Origin of the sequence: Paenibacillus terreus (assembly GCF_042138595.1) — a bacterium.
Taxonomy (GTDB): domain Bacteria; phylum Bacillota; class Bacilli; order Paenibacillales; family Paenibacillaceae; genus Paenibacillus; species Paenibacillus terreus.
This window is the reverse complement of the sequence record NZ_JBHIRX010000001.1, coordinates 226,049-239,681: the sequence shown is the minus strand read 5'-3', so window position 1 is coordinate 239,681 and position 13,633 is coordinate 226,049. Positions and strand designations below refer to the sequence as shown.

General features: G+C 50.9%; 12 protein-coding genes. 1 reads left to right on the top strand and 11 read right to left on the bottom strand.

The genetic code is table 11. The annotated features are described in order from the left end of the window. Positions 1-21: 21 nt before the first annotated feature. The 4 genes from ACE5KN_RS01100 to ACE5KN_RS01085 form a co-directional block, all read right to left on the bottom strand. On the bottom strand, positions 22-1,452 hold the full coding sequence (locus tag ACE5KN_RS01100) for an NAD-dependent malic enzyme (protein ID WP_375525108.1): 1,431 nt from the start codon (positions 1,450-1,452) through the stop codon (positions 22-24). 232 nt (positions 1,453-1,684) lie between these two features. Next, entirely contained in the window at positions 1,685-2,110 is a 426-nt protein-coding gene (locus ACE5KN_RS01095) for a GNAT family N-acetyltransferase (protein WP_375533019.1), read from the bottom strand. Positions 2,111-2,287: 177 nt separating this feature from the next. Further along, a complete protein-coding gene (locus ACE5KN_RS01090; RefSeq protein WP_375525106.1) occupies positions 2,288-3,001 on the bottom strand; it encodes a response regulator in 714 nt (237 codons plus the stop codon). Continuing rightward, positions 2,964-4,592 carry an ATP-binding protein gene (locus ACE5KN_RS01085; protein ID WP_375525105.1) on the bottom strand — a complete coding sequence of 543 codons (1,629 nt, stop codon included), beginning with the start codon at positions 4,590-4,592 and terminating at the stop codon, positions 2,964-2,966. The genes ACE5KN_RS01090 and ACE5KN_RS01085 overlap by 38 nt, the downstream gene beginning before the upstream one ends. A gap of 111 nt (positions 4,593-4,703) precedes the next feature. Here ACE5KN_RS01085 and ACE5KN_RS01080 point away from each other — a divergent pair, with 111 nt between their 5' ends. Further along, positions 4,704-5,819: a DctP family TRAP transporter solute-binding subunit gene (locus tag ACE5KN_RS01080; RefSeq protein ID WP_375525104.1), complete on the top strand. Its 1,116-nt coding sequence runs from the start codon at positions 4,704-4,706 to the stop codon at positions 5,817-5,819. Here ACE5KN_RS01080 and ACE5KN_RS01075 read toward each other — a convergent pair. The 7 genes from ACE5KN_RS01075 to ACE5KN_RS01045 all read right to left on the bottom strand — a co-directional run bounded on the left by ACE5KN_RS01075 (position 5,816) and on the right by ACE5KN_RS01045 (position 13,630). Next, complete coding sequence (locus ACE5KN_RS01075; RefSeq protein ID WP_375525103.1) at positions 5,816-6,490, bottom strand: GNAT family N-acetyltransferase; 675 nt, start codon at positions 6,488-6,490, stop codon at positions 5,816-5,818. The genes ACE5KN_RS01080 and ACE5KN_RS01075 overlap by 4 nt on opposite strands. Before the next feature lie 25 nt (positions 6,491-6,515). Next, a complete protein-coding gene (locus ACE5KN_RS01070; RefSeq protein ID WP_375525102.1) occupies positions 6,516-6,926 on the bottom strand; it encodes a GNAT family N-acetyltransferase in 411 nt (136 codons plus the stop codon). Between the two features lie 33 nt (positions 6,927-6,959). Next, positions 6,960-10,064 (bottom strand): hybrid sensor histidine kinase/response regulator, encoded by a 3,105-nt coding sequence (locus tag ACE5KN_RS01065; protein ID WP_375533018.1) that lies wholly within the window; start codon positions 10,062-10,064, stop codon positions 6,960-6,962. A gap of 180 nt (positions 10,065-10,244) precedes the next feature. After that, the gene (locus tag ACE5KN_RS01060) at positions 10,245-10,601 is read right to left on the bottom strand and encodes a hypothetical protein (RefSeq protein WP_375525100.1); all 357 of its coding nucleotides are present in this window, start codon (positions 10,599-10,601) and stop codon (positions 10,245-10,247) included. 171 nt (positions 10,602-10,772) lie between these two features. Then, positions 10,773-11,927 (bottom strand): response regulator, encoded by a 1,155-nt coding sequence (locus tag ACE5KN_RS01055; RefSeq protein ID WP_375525099.1) that lies wholly within the window; start codon positions 11,925-11,927, stop codon positions 10,773-10,775. A gap of 320 nt (positions 11,928-12,247) precedes the next feature. Then, positions 12,248-12,655, bottom strand: coding sequence for a GNAT family N-acetyltransferase (locus tag ACE5KN_RS01050; RefSeq protein WP_375525098.1), 408 nt, complete (start codon positions 12,653-12,655; stop codon positions 12,248-12,250). Between the two features lie 117 nt (positions 12,656-12,772). After that, on the bottom strand, positions 12,773-13,630 hold the full coding sequence (locus tag ACE5KN_RS01045) for an SDR family oxidoreductase (RefSeq protein WP_375525097.1): 858 nt from the start codon (positions 13,628-13,630) through the stop codon (positions 12,773-12,775). Positions 13,631-13,633 lie beyond the last annotated feature (3 nt).

Sequence of the window (13,633 nt, the reverse complement as noted above, 5' to 3'; positions counted from 1 at the left end):
TCAACCTCCTGAATGGCTGTGTCAGCTGAGCACCGGCGCTTTGTCGCGGTTTCTGCGGGCCACGCCTGCTTCATGTGCCGCCGCAATGACCGCTTCGCTCACACGCTCTGCGACCGCCTGATTGAATACGCTCGGGATGATATAGGTTTCGTTCAGCTCTTCGTCTTTGACTACGGAAGCAATCGCCTTGGCGGCTGCGACCTTCATTTCGTCGGTTACCCGTGCCGCCCTGCAGTCCAGCAACCCGCGGAACATCCCCGGAAAGCACAGCACATTGTTGATCTGATTCGGATAATCCGATCTGCCTGTCGCCATCACCCGGACATATGGCTCGGCTTCTTCAGGCAAAATTTCCGGCGTCGGATTGGCCATCGCAAACACAATGGGATCTGTGGCCATGCGCTTCAGGTCATCCACCTGCAGCACACCCGGGCCGGATACCCCGATGAACACATCAGCACCTGTAATGACATCGGACAATCTGCCGGATTCCCCGTGCGGGTTGGTATGGTCCGCAAACCATTGCCAACCCCGATTGGCATAACGGCCGCCGCGCTGGATAGCCCCTTCCCGGTCTACTCCGATGATATTGGCCGCTCCGGCGGCCGCGAGCATTTTGGCACAGGCGGTTCCGGCAGCGCCCAGGCCGCATACTACGATTTTGCATGCAGAGAGTTCTTTGCCTGTCAGCTTCAAAGCATTCAACAGCCCGGCGAGCAGCACGACGGCAGTCCCATGCTGATCATCATGAAAAACGGGAATGTCCAGCTCCTCGACCAGCCTTTCCTCGATTTCAAAGCAGCGCGGGGCCGAAATATCCTCCAGGTTGATGCCGCCAAATGTAGGCGAGAGCGCCTTCACAATGCGGATGATTTCTTCGGTGTCCTGTGTATCGAGGCAGATGGGAAAAGCGTCCACATTGGCCATCTGCTTGAAAAGCATGGCCTTCCCTTCCATCACGGGCATGGCCGCTTCAGGCCCGATATTGCCGAGTCCCAGCACGGCGGAGCCATCGGATACAACCGCAACCGTATTGCGCTTGATGGTCAGCTGATGGGCCAGCGAAGGCTTTTCCGCAATTGCGGTGCACACCTGTGCTACGCCTGGTGTATAGACCCGGGAAAGGTCATTGCGGTTTTTGATCGGATATTTGGGATTCATTTCGATCTTGCCGCCCAGATGCATCAGCATCGTCTGGTCGGAAACGTGGACAACGGTCACACCCGCCTGCCGGCCAAGCAGCTCAACGATGAGGTCCGTCTGCTTGGAATCGGTTACATTAATGGTCAGGTCACGCGTCGTGGTCAATTTATCGGTACGCACAACATCGATAGCGATGATATCTCCGCCCGCTTCGCTGATGGCGGTGGCGATGCCCCCAAAAGAGGCCGTGCTGCGCTCCAGCTCAAGCCGGAGAATAATGCTGGTATTGGCACCTGCCGGAATACTCATGAAATGCACATCCCCTTTTGTGATCTATGTCATAGACTGAATGATACCGCTTACATGAAGGCGTGGGAATAATTTGGCCGTTTTGTTCTTTTTGTTCATTTAGGTCTTGAAATCGTTGATCGATACAATGCATGCATAAGAGAAAAAGCGAGTATCGGTGGAAAGACGGACCACCGATACTCGCTTTTTTAAATCAAACTGATACTTGTGTTAGCACCTAAAGGTTTGCTTTCTACAGTCTCATATAAATACTTCTCTCACGGAAGCCAAGCGACTTCCAAAATTCGTATCCGGGAGAATTCCAATACATCACTTCAACATCTAAATTTTGGACACCGAGAAAATGCTGCAGTCTCTCAAACGACAATTTTCCATAACCCTTTCTTCTGCAATTTCTCGATATGAAAAATTGTCTTAAATACAGAGGCTGCCGGCCATGATCTACCAGTGCATAACCGATGGTTTCACCACACTCTTCAAACAGATAGGCTTTATAGCCTCCATGAATGAAGGTCCGCAATCTTTCTTTTAGCTGTTTAGCAGTCATGCTGTTGTCATTCTGTTCATCCTCGATAAGCTGTTTGTTCAGAACCGCAAGAAGGTCCAAATCTTCATCGGAGCAAATTCGTATGGATAATGTGGATAATGCACACATCATGATCAACTCCTTTTCTGGGTACCAGCATTTTCTGCAATTTTCCCACGCCCGTTAACCTTATGACTTCATCTCCGCATGGCATCGCTCCCCATGGCGGATGTTGGCGATCCGCTTCCTCTCCTGTCCGCGATTTTTTTCGCGTAGTATGAAATTTATATGCATATCTGCGATGTTTATTCACCGTGTATTGTCATTCAGTTTATAGCGGTTAACGGGTCTGCCCACTCCACCATATTGGACATCCAGCAAAAGAACGCCTTTTTTCTGCAAATACTCCAGATAACGGCGAGCCGTTACCCTCGCCAGGCCCGTCCCCTCCGCGACTTCCTCCGCAGAACGGGAGCCATCCTGCTCCCCCATAAAAGCGATGATCTGACGCAGCGTCATGGCCTGCAGCCCCTTTGGCAGCTCCTGTTCCTCCTGATTCCCGGCAGCGCCTGAATGCTCCCGGCCATGCAGCAAGCGGTCCAGCTCCGTCTGCGACAAGGAACCGCCGTCTGCAAGCCTGCCTCTCTTGGCCGTGTATTGCGCCAAAGCCTGCTTGACCCGCTCGAATTGAAAGGGCTTCATAATATAATCCACAGCCCCGAGCTGCAGCACCCGGCGAATCGTCTCCGGATCATTGGCCGCCGTAATTGCAATGACATCAATATTCAGCTGCTCCTGACGCAGTTGACCAAGTGTCGTTAATCCATCCTGTACAGGCATGTACATATCGAGAATCGCCAGCTCAGGCTTCAGCCTGCGCAGCATCTCCATACCGTCATGCCCGTTTGCGGCTGTGCCGATGACTTTATAGGGTCCCGCTTTCTCAATAAATTGCCTGTGAATTTCGAGAACCATCGAATCATCTTCAATCAGGACGATTCTCGTCGGCTCGTTTCTCCCCATTATTCGCCTCCTCCCGCTGCATCGGCAGTGTAATCATAATGCTCGTACCTTCGCCTTCCTCCGAATCAATGGCTATCGTGCCGCCAGCTCCATCCACAATGCTGTATACCAGGTGCATACCGATTCCCCGATGCTCGCTCTTTTTCGTTGTATACCCCATTTCGAACAATCTTGCCAGGGTCTCCTGGCTCATGCCGTGGCCGTTATCCTCAATCAGGACGGAGCAGACCTCCGCATTTTGCTCAATGCTCAGAAATATCTCTCTGATCCCCTGCTTGTCCTGCAGAGCATCAAACGCATTTTCCACCAGATTGCCCAGCACAACCACCATGTCATGATGGTCAAGGGCAGACGGCAGCTCTTCAAGCCAGCTGCGACTGTCGAGTCTCACTTCAATTCCAAGCTCCTTGCCGCGGCTGATCTTTCCGAGCAGAAGACCGGCGATGCTGTCGACTCGGATGCGCTGGTTCACGAAACGCAGCAGCCCCTCCTGCTGCTCGACCACCTCGTACAAATAGGCAAGCGCACGCTTCTCATCCCCAAGCTGAAGGAGCCCACCCACGGTATGCAGCTTGTTCACATATTCATGGCTCTGTACCCGCAGCGCTTCCACAAACGCTTTGACACCGGTCAGTTCCTCCGCCATGCGTGTCACTTCCGTGCGGTCCTGAAAAATGGACACTGCGCCAACCACCCTGTCTTTTACGGTAATCGGAACACGGGTGCTTACAATCTGGGCAGGACCGATGAAATCGGTGTGATTATACAAGGGCCGGTTGGCCCGCAGTGTGGCCGGAAGCCTGGAATCCGGCAGCACCTCCCGTACCGGGCGTCCGATCACATCCCCCTGCACACGCAGCATTTCCTTGGCCTTGTCATTAAATATGGTGATCTTCTCCTCGCTGTCGATGGCCACAATCCCTTCGTGCATCGCCTGAAAGGTGGCTGTCCGTTCTACAAGCAGCCTTGCAATCTCTTCCGGCTCCAGCTCGAACATCCGTTTTTTGATATGACTGGCGAGCAGCCAGGAGCCCCAAATGCCGAACAGCAGCGTCAGCAGTGATATCACATAAATTTCTCCACGCATGCTTTGAATTAAAGCGCCCAGCGTCGGCAGCAGCTTGCCGGCAAGGACGACCCCCACCTGCTCGCGCTCCTCGTTCATCACGGGCGCAAACGCGCGCAGCGCTGTGCCTTCCTCCCCTTTGGCCTTCGACAAATACGTATGCTCCGCAAATGCAGCCCGCTCATCGGCTCCGCCGGATTTGGTGCCGATCAGCCGGTTTGCCGGATGGGTCCAACGAATGCCATTCATATCCATAATGACTATATAATCCGTGTTATTGACAATGCGGATTCGTTCGGCAATATTCTGGAGAGCGGGACGCTTGTCTTTGTCCGTAAGATCCTCCACGACGGCAGGCATTTCCGCCACCGTCCGGGCTGTCACGAGCAGACGCTGCCCCAGCTCATCCTCCTTGAGCAAAGCAATATGGCCTGTCAGAATAATGCCGCCGATGCTGAGGGCAAACAGCACGATACAAAACGACAGGATCGTGATTTTTCCTTTAATCCGGAGTCCCTTGCGCACATTGTCCCCCCAGTGTCTCAAAGCTGAAAGTAATTGATACCGCTTGCACTAAAACCCTCAGCGTATGATAAACTAAAAGCATTCTGTTGAGCAACCGGGGGAGTAAAGATCATGAAATCATTTTGGGGCATCGGCCTTTTTGTCATGTTTGGACTGCTGACAGCCGCCGTCATTGGCTTTTATTCCTATTTGCCCGCTGATCCGCTCGTTTATGACGATGAACAGATCGGGCTGCATGAGGATATTGTCATTAAATTCAACTATTCCGTTGCAGAGAATACGCCGAAGGGACAAGCAGCGGCAAAGTTCAAGCATCTCGTAGAGCAGAAAACCGGAGAACGGGTGCGTGTCGAGCTGTTCCCCAATGCGTCCCTCTATAACGAAAGCGATGAAATGGAAGCACTGAAAAACGGCAGTGTGCAGATGATCGCCCCCAGCTTCTCGAACATTGCCGAAGTCATTCCGGAATGGATGGCTATGGACCTGCCGTTTGCTTATCCGAACGAGGAAGCGGTGATGGCTGCTTTTCGGGGAAAAATTGGAGAGGAGCTGAAAAAGTCCGCAGAACACCACGGTATGATCGCCATGGCATTCTGGGGCAACGGATTTCGTCAAATCACCTCCAGCGATAAGGCCATCGTGCATCCTCAGGATGTGCGCAATCGGAAGGTGCGCATTCAGCCGAGCCTTGTCATTCAGGAGCAATACCGTTCACTGGGTGCCGCAACCTATCCGCTGCCCTTCAATCAAATCTACAGCAATGTGGAAAACGGCACTGTGGATGCCGAGGAGAACACGATTTCCAACATCTATTCCAAGCGGCTTTACGAGGTGCAGCAGCATTTAACGGTTACAAACCACAGCTATTTAGGGTATGGCGTATTGATGAACAGGCAGTTTTGGGAAGAGCTTCCGCCGGACCTGCAGCGGCAAATTCAGAGCGCCATGGAGGAGACGGAGACGTGGGCCAACCGTAATGCGACGGAGATTAACCGCAGGCAGTGGAGCAGCATTAAGAATTCCTCCGGCATGGAGATCGTATATCCCGATGACAAGACATTGCAGGAATGGAGGACTGCCTGGATGCCCTTGTATGAACAGTTCAGGGCTGCCATCGGACCCGAGTTGATCGATGAGGTCGAGCGGCTGCAGCGCGAATATGGCGGTCAGGCTCCCGCATGGATGAGTCCGGCTTCTCTTGGGAAGCCCTCTAAGGAAGGCAGCTAATCAACATAAACGCTAAAATCACTGCCGAACTGCGTAAATCCGGATTTATGCGCAACCCTCTGCGAGCTTAGATTGTCCCATGAAGTGCTGTACAAGGGAAGCAGCCCCTGCCGCCGCACTTCCTGACACCATGCAATTACAGCTTCCTGCGCATATCCCCTCCCTCTGTAAAGAGGCGCAGTCTCCAGGCTCGCCTCGGCAGCCTGCCCCGATTTTCTGGCACAGCAGCATACAGACACGGCCTTGCCTTCTACAATATAAGCGGCAGCAGGCAGACGGTCCTCAAGCTCAGATATAAGCTGCTCAAAATAAGGCTCCAGTAAACACCTGTTATCTGAATCGATAACGACCGCTGAGGATACTGTATCTGTTGCGGGCTGCACACAGGCAAAAGCAGGACCGAGCCAGATGCCTTTAACGGGTTTGTATGCGGAGACAGCGTTCAGGACGGCGGCAATATTGAGTGGAAGAGCCGCATATCGGCTGATCTCGGCCACGACGGAAGCAGGCAATTTCTCATTGTAATAGGGCAGGATTGCATCATTTGCATGGCCCAGAAAGACAGCCGGAGCCGCCGGTGCATTCTGTTCGTTGATCCTTACGATTCTCTTTTGCTCATTAAGCACATATAAAGTTGAAGCTTGCAGCTCCATCAGGCTTTTGCTGTCCACATTTACCTCTCCCCACTTGCAATGTTCAAGACAATTGCTTGATCAAAATGATCTCCATCGGCTGATTTTCGAACAGTAAGCATCCTGCATCCCGGTACCCCAGCTTTCGATAAAAATGCTGTGCCTCTTCATTGGCCTGAGTAGACGTCATCACCAGCTTGTATTCGTTGCTTTTCATTTCATTTTCCCAAAAGCGGACAACCTGCCCGCCTGCTCCCCTGCCCCGGTGCTGTTCATCGATCCAGAGCATGTTCATGAACGGGGTGTTGTCCCAGAAATATCCGAACCTCATCCAGCCGATATTACTTTCGTTCTCATCACGTAGAATATATATTTCTTTTGCTCTTATTTTCGCCTGTATCAGGCTCTCTGAAATATGGCGGTCATGCTCTTGTATATACCGATAGTCCGAATCATGCGCAACAACAATTTTCATCTTATCCCTCCTAACCTTAACGCGGCTCTGGCTTTATCGCTCTTCCTGTGTTTTGGGGACTATAAAGGAAACAATCGTCCCCATTCCCGGCTGGCTGCTGATTTGCAATCCTTTGCCGTATAACTGCCTTAGACGTCTATCCGTGTTCTTCAGACCGACTCCTTCGGTTGAATCCATACCGTCTTGAAAAATTTCCTGCAGCCGTTTCTCATCCATGCCGATACCATCGTCCTTAACCGTGATTTCGGTCCAGCTCGGCCCATCAGCTACGGCAATGGTAACCGTCCCCCCACCACTCCTGGGCAGAATCCCATGCTTCAGCGCGTTCTCAACCAGCGTCTGTACCGATAACGGAGGAACCCGCACAGTACCGTGCGACTTCTTGGCAACCTCCCACTGTATATTGATTCTGCTGCCAAAGCGTTCTTTTTCAATGTACAGATACGAACGCAGCAGCTCCAGTTCATAGTCCAGCGGAAGCAGCTGGTTCATATTGATCGGGTCGAAGCTGCGGCGCAGGTAATTGCCAAATTCATTGAGCAGAGCAACCATTCGCTCCGTGTCCACCTCACTGAGTGAAGCGATTGTATTCAGCGCATTATGTAAAAAATGAGGTTGAATTTGCGCCTGCAGCCAAGCGGCTTCCATACGCAAACGGTCACCTACGGATTGCTTCAGATCAACCCATGTACGGATACGCAGCCTGATCTCCAGGGCTTCCACCGGCTTGGTTACATAATCATTTGCACCCGCTCCAAAGGCGGCTTGCACGTCCTCCGGCCGGTTCCTGGCCGTCAGGAGAATAATCGGAAGCTCGGAAATCGAAAACTGGCTTCTGATTCTCTTCGTCAATTCATAACCGGACATATGCGGCATCATAACATCCGAGACGACCAGGTCCCATTCCCCTTGATGAAGCTTAACCAGCGCCTCCTTCCCACTTAATACGGACGTAACTTCATAACGCTCCAATGTGAGCATATCGTCCAGGATCCCCAAATTAACCGGGTCATCATCCACAACCAATATTCTGGGTCTGCGCTTATTTGAAGGAGCCCCCGTGCCTGCCGGGAGAGGATCCGGAGCCTGCGGCAGTGGACGCAGCAGCTTACCGTGCCTTGCATCTTCCCGGAGCATGCGGGCCTGCTGATCTTCTTTGAACTCGGCAGCTGGCGCTGCTTCAAAGTTCGCAAGGCCGGCTTCTACATCCAGGGTAAATGAGAACTCCGAGCCTCGTCCCGGGGAGGATTTTATCTCCACTTTCCCGCCATGAAGCTCAACCAGCTGTTTTGTAATGCTGAGTCCGAGACCGAGCCCGCCGCCAATCGCCGTCATGCCTGAATCGCCGCGTTCATAAGGCAGCAATATTCGCTGCTGCATCTCTTTATCCATGCCGATCCCGGTATCCTTGATTCTGATCACCGCTTTGTCATTCCTCAGCTCTGCGAGGATGGTAATGGTGCCTTCCTCCGTATACTTGATTGCATTATGGACCAGATTAAACAGAATCTGCACAAGCCGGTTTTCATCCGCAATCACCAGCGGAAAATTCGCAGGTATATCAATGACCAGTTCAAGCCGCTTCCTTTCCGACAAATAGCGCAGCATATCCGTCACACCGGTTGCTGCTCCATGCAGGCTCACCCGGTCCTTATTCAAACGAATGTTTTGTTCCTTCAGCAAGGTCACATCCAGCAAATCGTTCAGAAGCAGCGACATTCTTCGGCTGACATTGATCATCAGCTCCAGCTGCCATTCGCTTTTGGGCTCAAGCTTGCCCCTGGCCTGATCAAGAACCGACTGTGCCATGTTAATAATCCCGTGCAGAGGATTGCGGAGCTCATGGGACGTATTGGCCAAAAAGTCGTCCTTCAGCTTGTCAGCCTGCTGTAGATCATCGGCCAGCTTTTGCACCCGCAGTGTATTCTGGTAAAATCGGTTGAACCAAAAAGCGGCAAAACCGAGAAAGGCAATGATCAGGTCAAAAGGATAGAAGGGTGTCTCCTGCCATAAATAAGTTTTCATAATTCCGCCGATCAGCTGATTGGTCGAGACCGCGGCTGCCGACAGTAGCAAAATGAAAGCATCCTTCTCCCCTCTACGAATTGCTCTGAACACAAAATATGGAACCATGGTGATATTAAGCAAAACCAATACCAAAAGAAACTTTCGCTGATAAACGATAAAATCAATGGGAAGGGCGACTGCAGCTAAAATAGCCGCTGCGCCGAAGATATTGAACGAACGCATAAACCTTTTAAGAGCTCCCGGGGCGAACATGGCCTGTCCAAACCAAATCAGGCATAAGCCTATCCCGATATAGGCTATAAGCCTGATTTTAACTTCCCATCTTAAATCCATGGGAAACCATTCCACAAGCAGCCGATCGTCGTCCATCATCAATCCTGTGAGTGCGCAAACAAGCAGCCCCACAAAAAAAAGTACCGTTTTTTTCCGATAACCCATAATAAACAGAATGGCGCTAAAAAAAACAAACATCAGAATGACAATGGCCACCACCAACTGCATAGCCTGCGCTACAAGCGTTTGTGACGAAACAGCTGCCGCTGTTCCCAGTTTGATCGGCTTCATAATGCCTCCCGCATAGGGATAATCGAAATTGGAGACCTGAACAACTAGCTCAATTTCTTTTGAATCTGGTTGAAAAAAGTCCGAGAACGGAATATTTCTCGCATGATTCAGCGAGCGGGCCTCAGCCGGTTGGCCCATCTCCTTTACTAACTCGCCATTAATATATAATCTTGAGGCCGTCTGGATGCTCGATACCCGAATGCCATAAGTAATACTGGGGTCATCTATAAAGACCCGCAGCCGATATGTTCCTATTCCCAGATTGGTTCCCATACCGTCCGTTTGCTTCCAGGCGCCGGGAACCTGTATCCACCGCTTATTCTCCTGTTCCTGTCCTCTCCCAGCGGATTGAGGCGTCAGAAATTCTCCAGGATAAAACTCCCATTCCCCGTTTAGCGTTACAACACGCTTGTCGTCAAAAGATAATTCCCGCAGATCCAGAACTCCCTGCTTTGCTGAAGGAGTTGGCGGTTCTATGTTGAAGCTGAGCCAAAGCAGCCTTATCCCGGCCAAAATAACAACAAACAACAGCAGGATCCATATCATTTTTTTAGGAGATAACGTATCCATAAATTTCTGCAAAAACATCCAATCCTTTGACTATAAACTGTCAAACCAGTTGATCATAGAACCGATTATAACAACTGACAGGTGAATTTGTAACAGCAAAAAAAATGCACCTCCCGATTTATATACAGCCTTCAGGAGGTGCCAGGTATAATCCAGCTACTCTATCGATTGTTTTTTGCGGAATTTCAACCATATGCCCAGGAGCAGAATAGCCAGACCGGTAAGCTGCACTGGCAGCGCACTCCCTTTTTCTGTTTGCGATAGCACGTTATTACCTGAATATTCTCGTTTTCCAGTCGTATCCACGCCGTTATGTCCGGATGGCTCCAGTCCCCCGTCAGCATCCGAAGCTGGAAGCCCGCCTCCATGATCTCCGTCCGCTTCCGTTCCGGATCCTTGACCTGTACCTGGCGTAGTTGCCGCATAAGCATCGTTCGCCATAACCCCGACCCCGGATATTGCTTGAAGGATGAGCATCCAGGCCATGATCATGGCTAGAATTTTCCTGTTCATCTTTTGAAACTTGTCACCCTCTTCTCGTATCACATTGGCAAAATGGAACAATGAACATTGTACGGGCAAAATCTCTACATATTCTTTACAGAATTGTGAGACCCGAAGCTGCAAAAACAAGACAAAAAAAACCAGCTCCCAATCTGGACGACCCAGATTTAAAGGTGCTGGTCATATATATATTTTCATTTTCTTTTTCCATGCCTCGTACCACTCGATAATATGAATACTAGGTTCTATCCCCAGTTCCTCCTGCATCACGCTCTCCAGCCTGCCGTACTGAAGCAGCACTTTATTGTTCATTTGCTGGCCGGCAAAGATTTGCATTAATGCGAAATGAGCTTTTTCTTCTTGAGGAAATATGTCGCAAATCTTTAAGTAACATTTTTCTGCTTCATTCATCAGCTTCTGCTCTTCATACCATCCTCCCAGGGCGAAAGAGGTGTGCAGCCACAACGCTTTCAGCCGCTCCCGCTCACTCTCGAGCCACCAATAATCATATTCCCCAAGATAATCCCCCGTGTATGCTTCGATCACCCTCAGATAGTCCTTTACAGCTCCCATTGAAGGGGCAGACAGCGCAGTTTGCATCTTTTTCCATTCATCGACATCAACCAGAACGTTCTGCAATTGCAAAATGTAACCCTCAGCTACCGTTTCGAGCTTTATGTAATCCGTGAACGGACGCAGGGTCTGCCGTACATGATAAACCGTGTTATACAGCTGCGCATACACTCTTTCTATTTCGTAGTCAGGCCACAGAACCTCGACAAGCATGGACTTGCGTACCGGCTGCCCCCGGTGCTGCAGCAAATATAGAAATAGTTCCTGTGCTTTGTTGGTGCGCCACTGCAGCAGCTTAAGCTCGCCGAGGGGCGACTCGATCATCAACTGCCGGAATAAATGGACACGGATGGATGACGTCTGCGCAGGCTCCTCAGCAGCATCTCCGATTGCATGCCGGTTATGAGTGCGTTTTTGAATTCTTTCAATCGTTTTGGCCAGCCGCTGAACGGTTACCGGCTTCACGACATAATCAAGCGCTTCCAATTCAAATGCCTGCACCGCAAAATCATGAAATGCCGTCACAAACACAATCGAAACGTCCGGCTTGTTTCTCACAATGTCCTCGGCCAATTCAATTCCGCTCATTTCAGGCATACTGATATCGAGGAAAATAACATCAACAGCTTTACGCAATATTTCTGTCTTTCCAGATTCCACGTCAGAATATTTCCCTACGATTTCTATATCCGGAAGCTTCTTCAGTTGTCGCTCCAGGAACTCGATTGCAAGAAGTTCATCGTCGATAAGAATTACCTTCATGTTCACCCTGCTCCCCTGCTGCAAAAGATGCTTGATCCAAACAAGAGGTGTTCAAAAATTCAAGATAGCCTCTTTATAATTATAGTAGAAAACATCCATCGGTGTACTTTAAAAAAAGAGGGACCGCTTTTATATTAACTTTTTTGCGATTATAATGAACTGAATCTATAGTAGCTCAAATAGACCCTAGGCGCTTGAGCAATGGGTTTGCCTCAAATGATCCATCTATCCTGTGCTTTCCTTAAAAAAATATGGAGTATGAAGTATTCTATGTATATTTTCCTAATTATGATGTCTCCTTTCCTAAATATACTACCCGGTTACGGATTTGCCAATACATTTGAAAACACTGCTTGAAAATAGTTGAAAACGAAAGAGGAAATTGATAACAGAAGCATTGCCTTCGCTGCCTCGGTGGCGTAACCGCAGCCCCAGTAACCCGGATGAAAGCAGTACCCGATCTCGCCGTTTGGCGCATTTAATCCAATCCCGCATCCGCCGATAAGACGCCCTTCTTCACGCAGGACCACCGCGAATTCGTAGGCTTGGCGGGGAGCCTGTGTCTGAGCTGCAATGACCTGAGCTATATAGTCCTTGGTCTGCTGCTCGGTGTTCGGCCCCCACATCGTGTACCTGCACACCGACTCGTTGCACGCATATTGATGCACGCTTTCCCAGTCCTCCGGTACAAAATCACGAATCAGCAGTCTTTCCGTTTCCAGTCGCATACGTTCCCTCCTTATTATTTAAACGATATGGCTTGGATGCCCGCCCTCTCCCGCCAGTTCTCCGACAACCAACAACACACAGGCTTACGAGGATTTCTGCCAAACGGGACGGTATGACTAGCCCAATCCCCAGGCAATTATTCGCTCGAACCATTTCCACGGCAAAAGCGTTTTGGCCCATATGAGCAGCCCCGATCCCCTGCCGACTGCATACCGCAGCCGGGGTGAGCGCATAAATACGATGCGCCCGACCAGATCCGCAACCTGCTGCGGGTCGGGGGCAGTCTCCGCCGCCTTCCTTGAATAACGGAGCACCGCTTGCAATCTGTCGTGATACGGCGAAGTGTCGGCAGTGCGGATGCGCTCCAGTCCCTTATTCCAGATCGGAGTGCGAAAAGCGCCCGGCTCCACGAGCACGATACGAACGCCAAATGGAGCCATTTCATGCCGCAGGCTCTCGCTGAATCCCTCCACCGCGAACTTGGAAGCGGCATAAGGGCCATACCCGGGGAAACCCGCCAATCCGCTGACACTGCCCACGTTAATGACCAGCCCTGAACCGCGAACTCTCATATGAGGCAGCACTTCCCGTGTCACCGCCACCAGCCCGAAAAAATTCGTTTCCATCTGGTGACGCCAGTCTTCCATCGGCAGCTCTTCTACATAACCGCCCAGCGCAAAGCCGGCATTATTGACCAGGACGTCGATCCTGCCGTATGAGGTTATTATTTCAGTTACCGCTTGTTCAATGGATTCGGAATCCGTCACATCCAGGGGCAGCACATGAATCCTGTCAGAGACACCCATCTGCCGCGCCATGCTCATCAAGTCGCCTTTTTTGCCCGTATCCCGCATGGCGGCTGCAACCCGGTATCCCTTACGAGCCATCGTGACTGCCGTCAGCAGGCCGAAGCCGCTTGATGTACCTGTAATCAAGACGACCGGCGCAGGCGTGCTTTGGAGATCTTCCTTCATGCC